Genomic DNA, 17,421 nt, shown 5'->3' with positions numbered 1-17,421 from the left:
CATGTTTCCGGTACATGAATGGGGGTGGACGAATTGCCGCGAGAAAAATTATCTATAAAGAATGACAGAGACATCCCATGAAACACATTCGCAGCGCATCGCGCGGATACTTTCGGATCGCATCATTTCCGGTGAGATTCTGCCCGGCGCCCGGCTGAGACAGGACCATATCGCAACCGAGTTCGGCGCAAGCCACGTCCCCGTGCGCGAAGCCTTTCGCGAATTGCAGGCGCGCGGATTGGCCGAGAGCGAAGCGCGCCGCGGCTTTCGTGTGACCGAGTTCGACGTGGCCGAACTGCGCGAAGTGGCGGAGATGCGCGCCAGCCTCGAACCCTTGGCGCTGCGCCATGCGGCCCCAAACATGACACGCACGATTCTCCAAAAGCTGAACAGGTTACGCGGATTGGAGACAGCGCTAGAACCGTCCGTGATTGGGAGGCCGCGAACCGTCAATTCCACCAGTTGATCCTGACACCCTGCGGGATGCCACGACTTCTGGAGACGATCGACAATCTGCAGACGACCAGCGCACGCTTCCTTTTTGCTGCCTGGCGTCGAGACTGGGAAGCCCGCTCGGACCATGACCACCGGATCATCATCACCGCCCTCCACAAGGGACAGACAGACCTGGCCTGCGCAACCTTGGCACGCCATGTCGGCTGGATCGGCAAACGCAAGTCATCGATAAAAAATGCCAACTTACACGAGACTTACGTGATTTCTGGATAATTATCTATAACTTCAATTGATAGCCCCGGATGTGCCTGCATAGTCATAGATAGAAATTCCAACTATCGACTGAGGACAGGTTCAATGACAGCGTTCGATACTTCCCAGAAGCTCACCCACACTCTCTGGCGCGGCCTTGGCCTCGCGCTTTGCGGCGCGGCCCTGATCACACTCGGCGCGAAGCTTCAGGTGCCTTTCTGGCCCGTGCCGATGACGTTGCACACGCTTGCGGTCTTCTTCATCGCAGCGAGCGTCGGCCCCAGAATGGCGGCCGCCGCAATGGCGAGCTATCTCGCCATGGGCGCTATGGGCGTGCCGGTCTTCTCGGGCACACCCGAGCGCGGCATCGGGCTGGCCTATATGATGGGACCGACCGGGGGCTACCTGCTGGGCTTCCTGCTGGCGGCGCCCTTGATCAGCGTGCTCGCACAAGGTCGAGGCTGGCTCGGCAGAGCGCTGGCGATGCTCGTCGGGCTGATCGTGGTCTATGCCGCGGGCCTCGCCTGGCTCGCCAATTTCGTGCCGGCGTCGAAACTTCTCGCAACCGGCGTCGCACCGTTCGTTCCCGGGGATCTGGTCAAGATCGCGATTGCCAGCGGTCTCGCGACGGGCCTCACTCGCCTGAAGGAGCGCGCGTAATCATGGCGGGAGACATCAGAAACGATTGGAGCATGGCGCAGGCGAAAGCGATCCACGACCTGCCCTTCCCCGAACTTCTTCACCGGGCGCAAACGGTTCATCGCACCCATTTCGACCCGAGCGCGATCGAGACGGCGAGCCTGCTGTCGATCAAGACCGGCGGCTGCCCGGAAGATTGCGGATACTGCTCGCAATCCGCGCATTACGAGACCGGCGTGAAAGCCACCAAGCTGATGAAGACCGAAGAGGTTCTGAGCGCCGCACGACGCGCGAAGGCTTCAGGCGCGCAACGGTTCTGCATGGGCGCGGCGTGGCGCAGCCCGAAGGATCGCGACATGGATGCGCTCTGCGAGATGGTGCGCGGCGTCTCGGAGCTGGGGCTGGAGACCTGCATGACGCTGGGGATGCTCTCGCCGCAGCAGGTCGAGAAGCTGAAGGCGGCGGGGCTAGATTTCTATAACCACAACATCGACACGTCGCCGGCGTATTACCGGGAGATCGCGACGACCCGCACCATGGAGGATCGGCTCGATACGGTCGAAAATGTGCGCAAAGGCGGCATTCGGGTCTGTTGCGGCGGGATCCTGGGCATGGGCGAGGCCGAGGAGGATCGGATCGCCATGCTGTTGACGCTCGCCACCCTGCCCGCGCACCCGGACAGCGTGCCGATCAACCTCTGGAACGAGATCGACGGCGTGCCGGTGCAAAAGAATGCCGAGCCGGTCGACCCTTTCGCGCTGGTTCGGATCGTCGCGCTCGCGCGGATCCTGATGCCCGCATCGGTGGTGCGGCTCTCGGCAGGCCGCACCGGGATGAGCGACGCGTGGCAGGCGCTGTGCTTCCTCGCGGGCGCGAACTCGATTTTCGTAGGCGACCAGCTTCTTACCACGGACAACCCCGCAGCCTGGCGAGATCAGGACCTGCTGGCGCGGCTGGGCATGCATGTGGCCCCCGCGAAAACGAGTGCCGAACCGGCAACCGTGGCTTGAGCGCGCGACCGTCTCGGGTAATCTGCCCGAGACGGTTAACGGAAGCGTCCCGCGGGTTCACGGTCGGGTCAGCGCTGACCTTCCGCCTCGGCAACATGGCCTTTGACCTTCAGGAAACTGTCCGGGGTCACCGAGATCGAGTCGATGCCGAACTCCACCAGCCTGCGGGCGAATTCCGGGTAGTTCGACGGTGCCTGACCGCAGAGCCCGACCTTCGCGCCCACGCCATGCGCTCTTTCGATGACGCTCCGGATCATCCACTGAACGGCGGCGTGCCGTTCGTCGAACAAGGGCGCGAGCCGGTCGCTGTCGCGGTCGATGCCCAAGGTCAGCTGCGTCAGATCGTTCGACCCGATGGAGAAACCGTCGAACCGCTTGGCGAATTCCTCGGCGAGGATGACGTTCGAGGGCACTTCGCACATCACGTAGATCTGCAGCCCGTTCGATCCGCGCACCAGCCCTTCCTCGGCCATCACCGCCAGCACGCGGTCGGCTTCTTCGGGCGTGCGGCAGAACGGAACCATCACCAGCACATTGTCGAAGCCTGCCTCTTCGCGCAGCCGCCGGATCGCCCGGCATTCGAGCCGGAACCCCTCGACATAGGCGGGATCGTAATAGCGCGAGGCGCCGCGCCAGCCGATCATCGGGTTGGATTCCACGGGCTCGAATTGCCGCCCGCCCAGGAGGTCGGCATATTCGTTCGTCTTGAAATCGCTCAGCCGCAGGATCATCGGGTTCGGATAGGCCACGGCGGCGATCCGGGACAGGCCAAGCGCCAATTGATCGACGAAATACTCGGCCTTGTCCTCGTATCCCCTCGTGAGCGTCTCGATTTCCTCCCGCACCTCGGCCTCCCGGATATCGGAGAAATGCATCAGCGCCATCGGATGGACCCGGATCGTGTTCGAGATCACGAATTCCATCCGCGCGAGACCGACACCGTCGATCGGCAGCCGCCACCAGCGCGCGGCGATGGCCGGGTTGGCGAGATTGAGCATGACCTTGGTCTTGGTCTCCGGCACCGCATCGAGGTTCAGATCTTCGACCGTGAACTCGGCAAAGCCATCATAGACCCGGCCCTCGTCCCCTTCGGCACAGCAGACGGTCACCTCCTGCTCGTCATGCAGCACATGGGTCGCATCGCCACAGCCGACGATGGCGGGCACGCCTAATTCGCGACTGACGATGGCGGCGTGGCTGGTTCTGCCGCCGTGATCAGTGATGATGGCCGAAGCCCGTTTCATCACGGGCACCCAGTCGGGGTCCGTTGTCGAGGTGACAAGCACCGAGCCGTCCACGAAATCGTCGATATCCTTGACGTCTTCGATCAGGCAGACACGCCCGGTCGCGACCTGTTCGCCGACCGACAGACCGCTGACGACGACCGGACCGTGCGTGCCGATGGTATAGCGCCGCAGTGACCCCGCAGAGACCCGAGATTGCACCGTCTCAGGGCGCGCCTGTACGATGAACAGCTTCCCCGTCACACCATCCTTGGCCCATTCCATATCCATCGGCTGGCCGTAATGCGCTTCGATGGTGGACGCTTGCTGCGCGAGGTCGAGCACCTCGTCATCCGACAGGACGAACTTCCCGCGCTCGGCTTTCGATGTCGGCACGTTGCGCACCGGGTTCGGGGCGTCCGGCCCGGCATAGATCATCTTGATCTCTTTCGCCCCGAGCTTCTTCTCGATGATCGGTTTGATGCCGGCCTTGCCAAGGAACGGTTTGTAGACCTGAAACTCGTCCGGCGTGACCGCGCCCTGCACGACATTCTCGCCCAAGCCCCAGGCCGCGCTGATCAGCACGACCTTGTCGAAGCCGGTTTCGGTGTCGATCGAGAACATCACGCCCGACCCGCCGATATCGGAGCGCACCATCTGCTGGACGCCCACGGAGAGCGCCACATCGAGGTGATTGAAGCCACGGAGCTTGCGGTAGGTGATCGCGCGGTCGGTGAAGAGCGAGGCATAGCACTTGCGACACGCGGTCAGAAGCTCCTCTTCGCCCGCCACGTTGAGATAGGTCTCCTGCTGACCGGCAAAGCTGGCATCGGGAAGGTCTTCGGCCGTCGCGCTCGAGCGTACGGCGACGGAGACCTCAGGCACCCCTGCCCGCTTCGACAGATCGCGGTAAGCCTCCCGGATCGCGGCCTCGGTCGAGTCGGGCCAGTCCCCGGCCACAATGGTGTCGCGAATGCTCTGCCCCGCGACGTGAAGGCTGATCTTGTCGGCATCGTAATCCGCGAGATAGCCCGCGATGGCCTCGGTCAGATTGTTCTCGTCAAGGAACATCCGATAGGCGTCGGAGGTGGTGGCGAAGCCCGGCGGAACCTGAATGCCCTTGGCGCCCAATTCCTGCACCATCTCGCCAAGCGATGAGTTCTTGCCGCCCACAAGCGCGACGTCCTCTCGGCGTAAACTATCGAAAGGAATGACTTCTTTCTTCGTGGCCATCAGCGCGCCTCCCCTGTTTGCACCTGCGGGCACTTTATCGCAGAGGCGCATTTCGACCTTGATCTCCGTCAACGCCGGGCCCGCTTGTCCCACATCCCCCAATCCGTTCTGGACAGCGCCGAATTTTCCTGCGATCAAATCCGGGATGGTGTCCGGCCCCAAAGGGTCGGCTGAAAAGGGAACACGGTGCGGGCGATGCCCAACTCCGTGACTGCCCCCGCAACTGTAAGCGGCGAGCGCCACCGGAAACGCCACTGACCTGCAAAGGTTGGGAAGGTCCGGTGAAGCTACGACCCGCGAGTCAGGAGACCTGCCATCTCGGATGCGCGCCTAGCGCATCTCGGTCACCTTAAACCCGGGCGGGGTGCCCTGGGACGGAGAGACGAGAGATGGACCAGATCGGATCTCGCATATCGCCGTGCCGCGACCACTCCCGCCCTTTTGCGCGGAGGGCGCGATGCTTTTGGAACGAACGCTTTCACTGCTACAACTCGATATAGGACCGATCTCGCCGCTGCGTGCGCGTGAGCTGGGCACGCTGGGCTATATGGAATGGCTCGGCACGCTGCCGGGCGACATGCCCTATGCGAAGGCGGCGATCGTCGCCCATATGCAGGCCTATCCGCACTCGCTGATCTCGCCCGCGGTGGAGGTGTTCTGCGAGCTCCTGCTGGAGTCGCTGACCCCGCAGCCTTTCGCCTTGCCGATCGAAATGCCGCCGCCGGTGCGGCGGGGCGGCGCACGCGCCCGACGCGGCCTCTAACCCGTTTTTCGTCTTGCGGTCGCATGCTGCGGCCCGGCCGAGGACCATTGCAGCAGGAAACGGCACTCCGTTTCTTGTGAGGCTCGGCTTTTCCAAACGATGGTCATGGATGAACTGAGAGGATCTCTCCATGAATGACAACAAACTGACCCGTCTGCTCGACGCGCGCCCGGTGATCTGCGCCGAGGGCTTCCTGTTCGAACTGGAACGGCGCGGCTATCTGACCGCCGGGGAATTCGTGCCCGAGGTGGCGCTCGAATACCCGCAGGCGCTGCGCAATCTGCATGTCGATTTCCAGCGCGCCGGCAGCGATATCGTCGAGGCCTTCACCTATAACGGCCACCGCGAGAAGATGCGCGTGATCGGCAAGGAAGACCTGCTGGAGCCGCTCAACCGCGCGGCGCTGAAGATCGCGCGCGAGGTCGCCAATGCGAAGACCGGCAACCTGATGGCGGGCAATATCTCGAACACGAATATCTGGGATCCGGCCGATCCGGCGCGGCAGGCCGAGGTGCGCGCGATGTTCGACGAGATGATCGGCTGGGCGGTCGAGGAAGGCGCGGACATTATCATCGGCGAGACCTTCTACTACGCGGGCGAGGCGCTCTGTGCTCTGGAAGCCGCGAAGTCGTCGGGGCTGCCGGTGGTGCTGACCCTCGCGCCGATGGCGGGCAACGAGATGATGGACGGGGTCGGCATCGTCGAGACCTGCCAGCAGCTTGAACAGGGTGGCGCCGATGTCGTCGGGCTGAACTGCTTCCGCGGGCCGCAGACGATGATGCCTTGGCTGCGTAAAGTGCGCGCGGCGGTAAGCTGCCATGTCGGCGCCCTGCCCGTGCCCTACCGGACCACGAAGGAGGAGCCCACCTTTTTCAACCTGTCCGATCACAACGGCTGCACCTGCCCCTCGCCGCACGGTCGAACCTTCCCGACCGCGCTCGATCCGCTGGCCTGCAACCGCTACGAGATCGGCGCCTTCGCGCGTGAGGCACAGGCGATCGGGGTGAATTATCTCGGCGTGTGCTGCGGGGCGAGCCCGATGCATATCCGCGAAATGGCCGAGGCCGTGGGCCGCGAGACCGAGGCCAGCCGCTTCTCGGAGCGCATGGAGAACCACTTCATGTATGGCCAGAATGCCCGCCTTCCGGCGCATATCCGGGCGCTTGGCGACGGCGCCTGAGGCGTGACACCGCCCTGTCGCGCGAGAGTTTCGCGCGGCAGGGAAAACTATATATTGACACCCATCCACCCAACCGCCCAATATGATGTTGCTTTGGTTCCTGCGAGTCACTCCGCAGGCGAAGAGGGAAGCCGGTGAAATTCCGGCGCTGCCCCCGCAACTGTAAGCGGCGAGCCTTAGGTCCGAATGTCACTGGTGCGATGCGCCGGGAAGACGGACCCAGAGGCGCTCGAGCCGCGAGCCAGGAGACCTGCCAGAGCAGATAGACGACGACCGCGGCGGAGGGCCCGGGCGCGTGGCAGTGTGCTTTGCGCCCTGCCCACGAGCCTTGTCCCGCGCTGCCGACAGCAAACAAAGGGACAGGAACCATGACCATCACCGTCTATTCGAAACCGGCCTGCGTGCAATGCACCGCCACGACCCGCGCGCTCGATGCCAAAGGGATCGATTACAACGTGATCGACCTGACCGAGGATGCCGCCGCGATGGAGATGGTGCAGGATCTCGGCTACCGTCAGGCCCCGGTCGTGATCGCGAACGAGGATCACTGGGCAGGCTTTCGCCCCGACATGATCAACCGGTTGGCCTGAGACCTAGCCGCAATGGGACAGGCAAAGCTGATCTATTATTCCTCGGCATCGGGAAACACGCAGCGCTTCGTGGAGCGGCTGGGCCTGCCCGCGCTGCGCCTGCCCGTCTCGGCTGAGGGGCCGATGCCGACCCCGCCCGGCCCCTATGTCCTGATCTGCCCGAGCTATGCCGACGGCAAGGGACGCGGCGCGGTCGCGAAACCGGTCATCGCCTTTCTCAACGATCCCGCCCGCCGCGCGGGCCTGCGCGGCGTCATCGCCACCGGCAATCGCAACTTCGGCGCGCTCTTCGCCTGCGCGGGTGATCTGCTGGCGCGCAAATGCAATATCCCCGTGCTTTACCGCTTTGAGCTGGCAGGCACGGACAGTGACATCGCCCGCGTGCGCGCGGGTCTCGAAACCTTCTGGAGGCAGGAATGCTCGATAGCGACGTGAAACCGAGCGGGGCCATGGCCTCGGAATTCGCGGGGCTTGATCACCACGCGCTCAACGCGATGCTCAATCTCTATGACGCGGAGGGCAATATCCGCTTCGACGCCGACCGGATGGCGGCGCGGCAATATTTCCTGCGCCATGTGAACCAGAACACGGTGTTCTTCCATTCGCTGGACGAGAAGCTCGGCTATCTGGTGGAGGAAGGCTATTACGACGCCGCCGTGCTCGATCAGTATTCGCGCAACTTCCAGCGCGCGATCTGGGACGCGGCCTTTGCCGCCAAGTTCCGCTTTCCGACCTTCCTCGGCGCCTTCAAATATTACACCTCCTACACGCTGAAGACCCGCGACGGGCAGCGCTATCTCGAACGCTACGAAGACCGGGTGGTGATGGTGGCGCTGACGCTCGCGCGCGGCGACGAGGCGCTGGCGATGCGGCTGATGGAGGAGATGCTGGCGGGGCGTTTCCAGCCCGCGACGCCCACCTTCCTCAATGCGGGCAAAAAGGCGCGGGGCGAATTCGTGTCGTGTTTCCTGCTGCGGCTGGAAGACAACATGGAAAGCATCGGGCGCGGCATCAACTCGGCGCTGCAACTGTCGAAGCGCGGCGGCGGCGTGGCGCTGATGCTGACCAATATCCGCGAATATGGCGCGCCGATCAAAGGGATAGAGAACCAGTCCTCGGGCGTGATCCCGGTGATGAAGCTGCTCGAAGACAGTTTCAGCTATGCCAACCAGCTGGGCGCGCGTCAGGGCGCGGGCGCGGTCTATCTGCACGCGCATCACCCCGACATCCTGCGCTTCCTCGACACCAAGCGCGAGAATGCCGACGAGAAGATCCGCATCAAGACGCTGAGCCTCGGCGTGGTGATCCCCGACATCACCTTCGAGCTCGCGAAGAAGAACGAGGAGATGTATCTCTTCTCGCCGCATGACGTGGAGCGGGTCTATGGCCGCGCCTTCTCGGAGATTTCCGTGTCCGAGAAATATCACGAGATGGCCGACGACGCGCGCATCCGCAAACGCAAGATCAACGCCCGCGCCTTCTTCCAGACGCTGGCCGAAATCCAGTTCGAAAGCGGCTATCCCTACATCATGTTCGAGGACACGGTGAACCGCGCCAACCCGATCGCGGGGCGCATCACCATGTCGAACCTGTGTTCCGAAATCCTGCAGGTGGCCGAACCCTCGGAATTCGACGAGGATCTGGGCTATGCGCAGATGGGCACCGATATCTCGTGCAATCTGGGCTCGCTCAACATCGCGAAGGTGATGGATGGCGGCGATCTGGGCGCGAGCGTCGGGGCCGCGATCCGCGCGCTTTCGGCAGTGTCGGAGATGAGCGCGATCAACGCGGTGCCTTCGATCCGCAAGGGCAATGAGGAAAGCCACGCGATCGGTCTGGGCCAGATGAACCTGCACGGTTTCCTCGCCCGCGAGCGCATCCATTACGGCAGCCCCGAGGGGATCGAGTTCACCTCCGTCTATTTCGCCGCCGTGGCCTATCACGCGTTGGCGGAGTCGAACCGGCTGGCGGCCCAGCAGGGGCGCAGCTTCAAAGGGTTCGAGGCCTCTACCTATGCCGATGGCAGCTTCTTCGAGAAATACGTGACCCGCGACTGGCTGCCTGAAAGCGACACCGTCATCGCCCTGTTCGACCGCTTCGGGATCACCCTGCCCTCGCGCGCCGACTGGACCGCCCTGCGCGAGCGCGTGATGGAAACCGGCCTGTGGAACCGCAACCTGCAGGCCGTGCCGCCCACTGGCTCGATCAGCTATATCAACAACGCGACCGCCTCGATCCACCCGATCACCGCGAAGATCGAGATCCGCAAGGAAGGCAAGATCGGCCGGGTCTATTACCCTGCGCCCTACATGACGAACGACAATCTCGAGTTCTACCGCGACGCCTATCAGATCGGCCCCGAGGCGATCATCGACACCTATGCGGCGGCGACCGAGCATGTCGATCAGGGGCTCTCGCTGACGCTGTTCTTCCCGGCCGAGGCCACGACCCGCGACATCAACCGCGCCCAGATCTATGCATGGCGGCGCGGCATCAAGACCATCTACTACATCCGCCTGCGCCAAGCGGCCCTCGAGGGGACCGAGGTGCAGGGCTGTGTTTCCTGTTCCCTGTGAGGCCCGCCATGAAAGATCTGCACACGCCCCGCCCCGTTCCGCGCCCCGTCCCTCGTGCCGTCAACTGGAACCGCCTTCAGGACGACAAGGACCTCGAAGTCTGGAACCGGCTCACGTCGAATTTCTGGCTGCCCGAGAAGGTGCCGCTGTCGAACGACATTCAAAGCTGGTCACAGCTGACCGAGGACGAACAGACGCTGACGATCCGGGTTTTCACCGGGCTGACGCTGCTGGACACGATCCAGAACACGGTCGGCGCGCCCGCGCTGATGGCCGATGCCGCGACGCCCCATGAGGAAGCCGTGCTGTCGAACATCGCCTTCATGGAAGCCGTGCATGCGCGCAGCTATTCGTCTGTTTTCTCGACGCTGTGCAACACGGCCGAGGTCGACGAGGCCTTCCGCTGGTCGCAGGAGAACCCGCATCTGCAGGCCAAGTCGCGGCTGATCCTCGACGAATACGACGCGACCGCCAGCCCGCTGAAGCGCAAGGTGGCAAGCGTCTTCCTCGAGGGCTTCCTGTTCTATTCGGGTTTCTACCTGCCGATGCACTGGTCGAGCCGCGCGCGCCTGACCAACACCGCCGACCTGATCCGCCTGATCATCCGCGACGAAGCGATCCACGGCTATTACATCGGCTACAAGTTCCAGCGCGCGCTGGAGCATGTGACCGAGGCCGAGCGCGCCGAGATCAAGGATTTCGCCTTCTCGCTGATGTTCGACCTCTATGACATCGAGGGCCGCTATACCGAGCAACTCTATGACGGTCTGGGCCTGACCGAGGATGTGAAGCACTTCCTGCATTACAACGCCAACAAGGCGCTGCAGAACCTCGGCTATGAGGCGCTGTTCCCCGACGAGGCGACGCGCGTGAACCCGGCGATCCTGGCCGCGCTCTCGCCCGGATCGGACGAGAACCACGACTTCTTCTCGGGCTCGGGATCGAGCTACGTGATCGGCAAGGCGGTCGCGACCGAGGACGAGGACTGGGCGTTCTGAGCCTACCGCCGCCCGCGCCTCAGACGGGGCGCGGGTCGGTATCAGAAGGCGCGGTCTCGCCGCCCGATTTCAGCGTGGCGATGAACCGCTTGGTACGCTCGCGCTCGGGCGCATCGAAGACCTGCCGCGCCGGGCCGGTCTCGACCACACCGCCGCTTTCCAGCACCACCACGGTCTCGGCGATCTGCGAGGCCAGCCGCAGGTCGTGCGTCGCCATCACCATCGTTGTGCCCTCGCGGGCAAGCTGCGCCAGAACGTCCACGACTTCGGCGGCCAGTTCCGGATCGAGCGCCGAGGTCGGCTCGTCGCAGAGCAGCACCTTGGGCGACGGGGCCAGTGCGCGCGCAATCGCGATCCGCTGCTGCTGACCGCCCGAAAGCGTCGCGGGCCAGGCATCGGCCTTATGCGCCATGCCGACCTTTTCGAGCAGCGACATCGCCCGCTCGCGTGCCTTCGCGGCAGGCCAGTTCTGCACGGTCACAAGGCTTTCCATTACGTTCTCGATCGCGGTGCGATGCGGGAAGAGCTGGAAATTCTGGAACACCATGCCGGTCTGCTGGCGGATGCTCTGGATCTGGGCGCGCGACAGCTTGCCGCCTTCGCTCAGCGTAACGGACGCGTCGCCGATGGCGAGCGTGCCGCTCGTGGGCACCTCCAGCAGGTTGATCGTGCGCAAGAGCGTGCTCTTGCCGCCGCCCGAGGGGCCGATCAGCGCGGTCACGGAGCCCTCAGGCAGAGACAGCGAAATCCCCGACAGCACCTCGTTCTCGCCGAACCGCTTGGTAATGTTGGACAGCTCGATCATGTGCGTTCCTCCAGAAAGCCGCCATATTGGCCGAGGCGCCGTTCGAGCCGCCCCTGCAGAGCCGACAGGACTGAGCAGAGCGCGAGATAGATCAGCGCCGCCTCGACATAGAGGACGAGAGGTTCATAGGTGGTCGCGACGATCCGCTGCGCCGCCTGAAACAGTTCCGGCACGGTGATCGCGGCGGCGAGCGACGTATCCTTCACCAGCGAGATGAAGCTGTTCGACAGCGGCGGCACCGCGACGCGCGAGGCCTGCGGCACGATGGTGCGGGTCATCGTCTGCCGCCAGTTCATGCCGATGGAATATGACGCTTCCCACTGGCCTTTGGACACCGAAGACAGCGCCGCGCGCAGGATCTCGGACGTGTAGGCGCCGACATTCAGCGTGAAGCCGATCAGCCCCGCCACGAAAGCATCGAGCGTAATTCCGAGGCTCGGCAGCCCGTAGAAGATCAGGAACAGCTGCACCAGAAGCGGCGTGCCCCGGATCACCCAGACATAGAACCGCACGATCCACACCAGCGGGCGCGGCCCGAACAGCCGGATCACCGCGCAGAGCAGCCCGAGCGCAAGGCCCAGCGTGAAGGTGATAAGCGTCAGCGGGATCGTGAAGGTCACCGTCGCCTGCAAAAGCGGCACGAGCGACGACCACATCAGGGGCAACCAGTCAGCCATAGCGGATCCTTTCTGCAAGCCTCACGCGCGCCTCCGGGCCGAACCCCGAGGCGCGCGCGGCTCTACATGCGCCTTACTTCGAGACGTCTTCGCCGAAAAATTCCTGCGAGATCTTCTGATACGTGCCGTCCGCCTTCATCTCGTCGAGCGCCTTGTTGATCGCAGCGAGCAGCTCGGGCTGTTCCTTGGCGATGATCACGCCGGAATAGTTCGCATCGGGCATGGTCGCGGCCAGCTTTACCGGGGCATCCGGCTTGTGCTTCTTGAAATCGAGGAAGGACAGGCTGTCATTCACCGTCGCATCCGCGCGGTTCTGCAAGACGAGCGCGATCGACTGATCGAACCCATTGGTTCCGATCAGTTCGGCGCCGTGATCGGAAGCGATCTTGCCGAAATTGCTCGACAGGGTCTGCGCGGCGGTCTTGCCTTTCAGATCGTCGAAGCTGGTGATGTCGGTCTCGCCTTCGCGCACGATCAGCGCCGCTTTCGATGCGATATAAGGCTGGGAGAAATCGTATTTCTTCTTGCGCGCATCGGTGATGCCTACCTCGTTGAGCACCGCGTCGTAGCGGTCGGCGTCGAGGCCAGCGATCAGACCGTCCCAGCGGCCTTCGAGGAACTTCACCTTCACGCCCAGCTTCTCGCCGATGGCGCGGGCGATGGCGACGTCAAAGCCGGTCAGCTTGCCGGACTCGTCGTGAAAGGTGAAGGGCGGATAGGTGCCTTCGGTGCCGACGCGGAAGACGCCGTCTTTCTGGATGTCGGCAAGGCTCGCGGCCTGGGCTGCGGGAGCCACGATCCCGGCAAGGGCTGCGATGGCGATGAGGGTGCGAATGGGTTTCATGCGAGATACCTCCGATAGGTCGAAGACGCCGCCCTGTGGCGGGTCGGAATAACAGGCGCCTTACCTAGTAATGCGGCAAGGCGAAGTCGATGCGGCAGGCAAACATATGATAAAATTAGTCTTTTATTCCCTCTCGCATGGCGGGAGCGGAACGAATTCCAGCACCGTGTCGCGCGGTGGAAAGCCTGTTCCACGGCGTGCGGGCGCGGCGAAACACTGTCATCCGACACACGGTTGCGCGCCTCCCCGATGTTGCGAAAAGGCGCGCTCTGCCCCGGCATCGCGCTACGCTTCCGCCCCGGCGGACTGCCTGCCCAAGCGCCGCGTCAGCGCGGTCTCCAACAGGCTCAGCGCGTCGTAGACGAGCACCGCGAACAGCCCCACGATCACGCCGCCCTGAAGCACGAAAGCCGTGTTGCTGGTCAGAAGCCCCGCGATGATCACCTCGCCCAAGGTCCGCGCGGCCACGGTTGAGCCGACCGTCGCCGTGCCGATGGCGATCACCACCGACAGCCGGATGCCCGTCAGGATTACCGGCAGGGCCAGCGGCAGTTCCACGCGGATCAGACGTTGCCAACGGGTCAGACCGATGCCGCGGGCGGCCTCCATCGTGGCGGGCGGCAGGGTCGAGAGCCCCGCGATGGCCGTCTCGAAGATCGGCAGCAACCCGTAGAGGAACAGCGCCACCAGCGTCGGCCCCGCCCCGAAGCCGAGCGCAGGCACCGCCAGCGCCAGCACCGCGACAGGCGGGAAGGTCTGCCCGATATTGGTGATGGTGCGCGACAGCGGCAGGAAGGCCGCCCCCGCCGGCCGGGTCACGAGGATGGCAAGGCCCACCGCGACGAGCGTCGCCAGCCCGGAGGCCAGCGCCACCAGCCCCAGATGGCTCAGCGAGAGCGACAGGATCGAGGCGCGCTCGTAGATCACCGGGCCGCCCGCCGGGGCGAAGGGCGCAAAGACCGGCGCGAACCAATGCGGCCGCAGCACCAGCGCCAGCAAGAGCGCCACGCAGGCGGCCCGGATCATGCCGCTACGGCTCATGCCAGCTCCGCCGCGCGGGCGCGGATCGTTGCCAGCGTGACCCGGCCAAGCGGTGTGTCCCCATCGGCCACCGGCAGCGCCTCGCAGCCGCGCCACAGACACAGCGACAGCGCATCGCGCAGGCTCGTGTCGGGCGCGATGGGCTCGCCCTCGGCGGCGCCGTCTTCCAGCACCTCCGACACTGGGATCAGCGACAACAGCCGCAGCGGACGGTCCACGCCGCCTACCATCTGCGCCACGAAATCGGTCGCGGGCGCGGCGATGATCTCGGCCGGCGTGCCATGTTGCAGCAGCTTTCCGCCATCCATCACCGCCACCCGGTCGCCCAGATGGATCGCCTCCTCCATGTCATGCGTCACCAAAACGATGGTCGAACCCAACTGCCGCTGGATATGCCGCAGATCGGCTTGCGCCCGGGCCCGGATGATCGGGTCGAGCGCGCCGAAGGGCTCGTCCATCAGCAGCAGATCGGGGCGCGAGGCCAAGGCGCGCGCCACGCCGACGCGCTGTTGCTGACCGCCCGACAGCTCCGCCGGGTAGCGGTCGCGGAATTGCGCGGGCTCCATCGAGAACAGGTCCAGCAACTCGTCGACACGGGCGCGCGTCTTGTCTTTGGACCAGCCGAGCAGCTTGGGCACCGCGCCGATATTGCCCGCGATCGTATAATGCGGGAACAGCCCGTCGCCCTGAATGACATAGCCGATACGTCGACGCAGCTCGTGCTTGGCCAGCGCGCTTGTGGATTCGCCATTGATCCGCACCTCGCCCGAGCTCGGTTCGATCAGCCGGTTGATCATCCGCAGAAGCGTGGTCTTGCCCGAGCCGGAGGTGCCCACGATCACCGTGATCGTGCCGGTCTCGACCTTCATCGAGACGTGGTCGACTGCAGCGGTGTCCTCATAGAGCTTCGTGATCTCGTCGATTTCGATCATTCTTCACGCTCCGTTCGAGGGGTCGTCAGTTCGACGAGGATGTCCATCGCGATGGCCGAAACCAGCGCCAGCGCGACAGTGGGCAATGCGCCCAACAAGATCAGGTCACCCGCCGTCTGGTTCAGGCCCTGAAACACGAAGGTGCCGTAGCCGCCGCCGCCAATCAGCCCGGCGATCACCGCCAGCCCGATATTCTGCACGAGCACGATGCGCAGCCCCGCCAGCACGACCGGCAGGCCCAGCGGCAGCTCCACCCGGGTCAGGCGCTGGCGCCATGTCATGCCCATCCCGCGCGCGGCCTCAAGCGTGGCGGCGGGCGCAGTGCGCAGCCCGGCCAGCACATTGGCGACCACCGGAAGCAGCGAATAGAGGGTCAGCGCGAGGAAGGCCGGCGCGAAGCCGATCCCGGCGATGCCGATCGCGCGGGCGCCGGGGATGACCCCGCTCAGCCAGCTCAGAACCGGGATCATGATCCCGAACATCGCGAGCGAGGGGATAGTTTGAAGGAAGCTCAGCACCGGCAGGAGCGCGCGGCGCAGCCCGGCGTTGCGGTGGGAGAGCACGCCCAGCGGCAAGCCGATCACCGCCGCCGCGAGCAATGAGCCGAAGGCGAGGCCCAGATGGCGCAGGCTGGCGCTGTAGAAGGCGTCCTTGCGACTCGCGAATTCCTGCGCGATGGACAGATCGCTCAGCGCGCCCGAGCACAGCAGGGCCGCCACCAGCGCGAGCACCAGAACCAACAGCCCCGCCCGCGCTGCAGGCCCCGGCGACAGCGCGCTCAGCGCATCGGCCATCATCAGCGCGAAGACCACCAGCAGGAACCAGAAGCCCGCCGCCGGAGAGACGCGGGCATACTCTCCCGCCTCTGCAAGCAGGGAAGACGCGCCGAGAACCAGCAGCCAGACCAGCCCCGCAAGGCCAAGCGCAGCCCCCGCGATACGCAGAAAGGGCCGCGCGGCAGGCAGGCCCAAGGCAAGCCCCAGCAGCATCAGCGCGATCCCCGGCCCCGTGATCTGCGGCGCGGCGAGGGTCCAGAGCGCCCTGCCCTCACCGGCGACGATCCGGTTCGCCGCCAAGGTCATGAAGGGCGCGAAGATCGCGGCCAGACCCAGCACCGCAAACAGCACGCCCAGCGGCGACAGCCCCGCCATCGCGGAGCGCGTCACCGCCCGTTTGCGCGCCGCCGCAGTCAGTTCAGCACTCCGATTTGCGTCAGGTAGTCCTTCGCGACCGCCTCGGCGGGCTCACCGCCGACCTGAATGCGACCGTTCAACTTCTGCAGCGTCTGCATGTCGAGCTTGTCGAAGATCGGGTTCAGCACCTCGGGGATCTTCGGATAGTCCTTCAGAACCGCGTCGCGCACGATCGGGGTGGGCTCGTAGACCGGTTGAACGCCCTTGTCGTCTTCCATCACGACGAGCCCCGCCGCGCCGACTCCGCCATCGGTGCCATAGGCCATCGCCGCGTTGACGCCCGAGGTGCCGCGCGCCGCTGCCTGAATGGTCGCTGCCGTATCGCCGCCCGACAGAACCACCGTCTGATCGGGGCTCAGCTTGAACCCGTAGGCCGTCTGCATCGCGGGCAAAACGGCCGGGGACGAGACGAACTCGGTCGAGGCCGCGAGCTTCACGTCGCCGCCATTCGACACCCATTTGCCGAAATCGGACATGGTGGTGAGGTCGTTCTCCTTGGCCAGATCGCCGGTTACGGCAATCGCCCAGGTGTTGTTGGCCGGCGCGGAATCGAGCCAGGTGATGTCGTTCTGCTTGTCCAGTTCGGCGGCGCGGTCATGCGCCTTGGCGGCATCCTTCCAGATGTCGCTATCGGCCTCGTTGAAGAAATAGGCCGCGTTGCCGGTATATTCGGGATAGATGTCGATCTGGCCCGCGAGGATCGCCTTGCGCACGACCTGCGTGCCGCCCAGCTGCAGCCGCCGCTCCACCGGCATTCCGGCATTTTCCAGCGACAGCGCGATGATATTGCCCAAGAGACCGCCTTCGGTGTCGATCTTGGAGGAGACGGTGATATCGGCCTGCGCGGCGGAGGCGAGCGCGCCCCCGAAGACCGCAGCGGCCACGATGAGAGGATATTTCATGGCTGGTCTGGCTCCCTGACTGATGTCTGTGCGTGTCTCGAGACGTGATCCTGCCTGAGGTAGGGCCCGACCCGCGCCCGCCAAGCCTCCCGCGACCCACCAGCCGC

General features: G+C 64.6%; 16 protein-coding genes, 1 pseudogene and 2 riboswitches. Of the genes and pseudogenes, 9 read left to right on the top strand and 8 right to left on the bottom strand.

What is annotated here, in order from left to right:
• Positions 1-61 precede the first annotated feature (61 nt).
• The 3 genes and pseudogenes from AKL02_RS08660 (at position 62) to bioB (ending at position 2,357) form a co-directional block, all read left to right on the top strand.
• Positions 62-729, top strand: a pseudogene (locus AKL02_RS08660) (GntR family transcriptional regulator).
• An 84-nt stretch (positions 730-813) separates the two neighbouring features.
• Positions 814-1,368: a biotin transporter BioY gene (locus AKL02_RS08655; RefSeq protein WP_078539303.1), complete on the top strand. Its 555-nt coding sequence runs from the start codon at positions 814-816 to the stop codon at positions 1,366-1,368.
• A gap of 2 nt (positions 1,369-1,370) precedes the next feature.
• Positions 1,371-2,357 (top strand): biotin synthase BioB, encoded by a 987-nt coding sequence (gene bioB, locus AKL02_RS08650; protein ID WP_083075510.1) that lies wholly within the window; start codon positions 1,371-1,373, stop codon positions 2,355-2,357.
• Positions 2,358-2,425: 68 nt separating this feature from the next.
• Here bioB and ppsA read toward each other — a convergent pair whose 3' ends face one another.
• The gene (gene ppsA / locus AKL02_RS08645) at positions 2,426-4,813 is read right to left on the bottom strand and encodes a phosphoenolpyruvate synthase (protein WP_083075626.1); all 2,388 of its coding nucleotides are present in this window, start codon (positions 4,811-4,813) and stop codon (positions 2,426-2,428) included.
• A gap of 129 nt (positions 4,814-4,942) precedes the next feature.
• Positions 4,943-5,145: riboswitch (cobalamin riboswitch) on the top strand.
• Positions 5,146-5,270: 125 nt separating this feature from the next.
• On the opposite strand from ppsA, the gene AKL02_RS08640 reads away from it, so the two are divergent.
• From AKL02_RS08640 to nrdF, 6 genes are all read left to right on the top strand, one after another.
• Positions 5,271-5,576: a hypothetical protein gene (locus AKL02_RS08640; RefSeq protein WP_075774686.1), complete on the top strand. Its 306-nt coding sequence runs from the start codon at positions 5,271-5,273 to the stop codon at positions 5,574-5,576.
• Positions 5,577-5,706: 130 nt separating this feature from the next.
• A complete protein-coding gene (locus tag AKL02_RS08635; RefSeq protein WP_083075507.1) occupies positions 5,707-6,756 on the top strand; it encodes a homocysteine S-methyltransferase family protein in 1,050 nt (349 codons plus the stop codon).
• Between the two features lie 77 nt (positions 6,757-6,833).
• Positions 6,834-7,028: riboswitch (cobalamin riboswitch) on the top strand.
• Positions 7,029-7,124: 96 nt separating this feature from the next.
• Positions 7,125-7,346: a glutaredoxin-like protein NrdH gene (nrdH, locus tag AKL02_RS08630; protein ID WP_078519183.1), complete on the top strand. Its 222-nt coding sequence runs from the start codon at positions 7,125-7,127 to the stop codon at positions 7,344-7,346.
• Between the two features lie 12 nt (positions 7,347-7,358).
• On the top strand, positions 7,359-7,781 hold the full coding sequence (nrdI, locus tag AKL02_RS08625) for a class Ib ribonucleoside-diphosphate reductase assembly flavoprotein NrdI (protein ID WP_083075504.1): 423 nt from the start codon (positions 7,359-7,361) through the stop codon (positions 7,779-7,781).
• Positions 7,763-9,922 carry a class 1b ribonucleoside-diphosphate reductase subunit alpha gene (gene nrdE, locus AKL02_RS08620; protein ID WP_083075501.1) on the top strand — a complete coding sequence of 720 codons (2,160 nt, stop codon included), beginning with the start codon at positions 7,763-7,765 and terminating at the stop codon, positions 9,920-9,922. Before nrdI ends, nrdE begins: the two co-directional genes overlap by 19 nt.
• A gap of 8 nt (positions 9,923-9,930) precedes the next feature.
• Complete coding sequence (nrdF, locus tag AKL02_RS08615) at positions 9,931-10,920, top strand: class 1b ribonucleoside-diphosphate reductase subunit beta (RefSeq protein ID WP_083075498.1); 990 nt, start codon at positions 9,931-9,933, stop codon at positions 10,918-10,920.
• A 19-nt stretch (positions 10,921-10,939) separates the two neighbouring features.
• Here the strand turns inward: nrdF and AKL02_RS08610 are convergent, their stop codons facing one another.
• From AKL02_RS08610 to osmF, 7 genes are all read right to left on the bottom strand, one after another.
• Entirely contained in the window at positions 10,940-11,725 is a 786-nt protein-coding gene (locus AKL02_RS08610; RefSeq protein WP_078547023.1) for an amino acid ABC transporter ATP-binding protein, read from the bottom strand.
• Positions 11,722-12,402: an amino acid ABC transporter permease gene (locus tag AKL02_RS08605; RefSeq protein ID WP_075774679.1), complete on the bottom strand. Its 681-nt coding sequence runs from the start codon at positions 12,400-12,402 to the stop codon at positions 11,722-11,724. The genes AKL02_RS08610 and AKL02_RS08605 overlap by 4 nt, the downstream gene beginning before the upstream one ends.
• A gap of 73 nt (positions 12,403-12,475) precedes the next feature.
• Positions 12,476-13,246, bottom strand: coding sequence for an amino acid ABC transporter substrate-binding protein (locus AKL02_RS08600; protein WP_083075495.1), 771 nt, complete (start codon positions 13,244-13,246; stop codon positions 12,476-12,478).
• A gap of 285 nt (positions 13,247-13,531) precedes the next feature.
• Positions 13,532-14,287 (bottom strand): ABC transporter permease, encoded by a 756-nt coding sequence (locus tag AKL02_RS08595; RefSeq protein ID WP_083075492.1) that lies wholly within the window; start codon positions 14,285-14,287, stop codon positions 13,532-13,534.
• Complete coding sequence (locus AKL02_RS08590) at positions 14,284-15,219, bottom strand: ABC transporter ATP-binding protein (protein ID WP_083075489.1); 936 nt, start codon at positions 15,217-15,219, stop codon at positions 14,284-14,286. Before AKL02_RS08590 ends, AKL02_RS08595 begins: the two co-directional genes overlap by 4 nt.
• Positions 15,216-16,385, bottom strand: coding sequence for an ABC transporter permease (locus AKL02_RS08585; protein ID WP_232621744.1), 1,170 nt, complete (start codon positions 16,383-16,385; stop codon positions 15,216-15,218). The genes AKL02_RS08590 and AKL02_RS08585 overlap by 4 nt, the downstream gene beginning before the upstream one ends.
• Before the next feature lie 23 nt (positions 16,386-16,408).
• Positions 16,409-17,314 (bottom strand): glycine betaine ABC transporter substrate-binding protein OsmF, encoded by a 906-nt coding sequence (gene osmF / locus AKL02_RS08580; protein WP_083075486.1) that lies wholly within the window; start codon positions 17,312-17,314, stop codon positions 16,409-16,411.
• Positions 17,315-17,421: the final 107 nt, after the last annotated feature.

Source organism: Thioclava electrotropha, from assembly GCF_002085925.2.
Classification (GTDB): domain Bacteria; phylum Pseudomonadota; class Alphaproteobacteria; order Rhodobacterales; family Rhodobacteraceae; genus Thioclava; species Thioclava electrotropha.
The sequence above is the reverse complement of the archived record's forward strand: the minus strand, read 5'-3'. Positions and strand labels throughout refer to the sequence as shown.

Excerpts from the sequence above, each read along its gene's own strand:
- bioB (WP_083075510.1), top strand. The coding sequence starts at position 1,371 with ATGGCGGGAGACATCAGAAACGATTGGAGCATGGCGCAGGCGAAAGCG.
- AKL02_RS08610 (WP_078547023.1), bottom strand. The coding sequence starts at position 11,725 with ATGATCGAGCTGTCCAACATTACCAAGCGGTTCGGCGAGAACGAGGTG.
- AKL02_RS08640 (WP_075774686.1), top strand. The coding sequence starts at position 5,271 with ATGCTTTTGGAACGAACGCTTTCACTGCTACAACTCGATATAGGACCG.
- osmF (WP_083075486.1), bottom strand. The coding sequence starts at position 17,314 with ATGAAATATCCTCTCATCGTGGCCGCTGCGGTCTTCGGGGGCGCGCTC.
- AKL02_RS08655 (WP_078539303.1), top strand. The coding sequence starts at position 814 with ATGACAGCGTTCGATACTTCCCAGAAGCTCACCCACACTCTCTGGCGC.
- nrdE (WP_083075501.1), top strand. The coding sequence starts at position 7,763 with ATGCTCGATAGCGACGTGAAACCGAGCGGGGCCATGGCCTCGGAATTC.
- AKL02_RS08605 (WP_075774679.1), bottom strand. The coding sequence starts at position 12,402 with ATGGCTGACTGGTTGCCCCTGATGTGGTCGTCGCTCGTGCCGCTTTTG.
- ppsA (WP_083075626.1), bottom strand. The coding sequence starts at position 4,813 with ATGGCCACGAAGAAAGAAGTCATTCCTTTCGATAGTTTACGCCGAGAG.
- AKL02_RS08590 (WP_083075489.1), bottom strand. The coding sequence starts at position 15,219 with ATGATCGAAATCGACGAGATCACGAAGCTCTATGAGGACACCGCTGCA.
- nrdH (WP_078519183.1), top strand. The coding sequence starts at position 7,125 with ATGACCATCACCGTCTATTCGAAACCGGCCTGCGTGCAATGCACCGCC.
- AKL02_RS08595 (WP_083075492.1), bottom strand. The coding sequence starts at position 14,287 with ATGAGCCGTAGCGGCATGATCCGGGCCGCCTGCGTGGCGCTCTTGCTG.
- nrdF (WP_083075498.1), top strand. The coding sequence starts at position 9,931 with ATGAAAGATCTGCACACGCCCCGCCCCGTTCCGCGCCCCGTCCCTCGT.
- nrdI (WP_083075504.1), top strand. The coding sequence starts at position 7,359 with ATGGGACAGGCAAAGCTGATCTATTATTCCTCGGCATCGGGAAACACG.
- AKL02_RS08600 (WP_083075495.1), bottom strand. The coding sequence starts at position 13,246 with ATGAAACCCATTCGCACCCTCATCGCCATCGCAGCCCTTGCCGGGATC.
- AKL02_RS08635 (WP_083075507.1), top strand. The coding sequence starts at position 5,707 with ATGAATGACAACAAACTGACCCGTCTGCTCGACGCGCGCCCGGTGATC.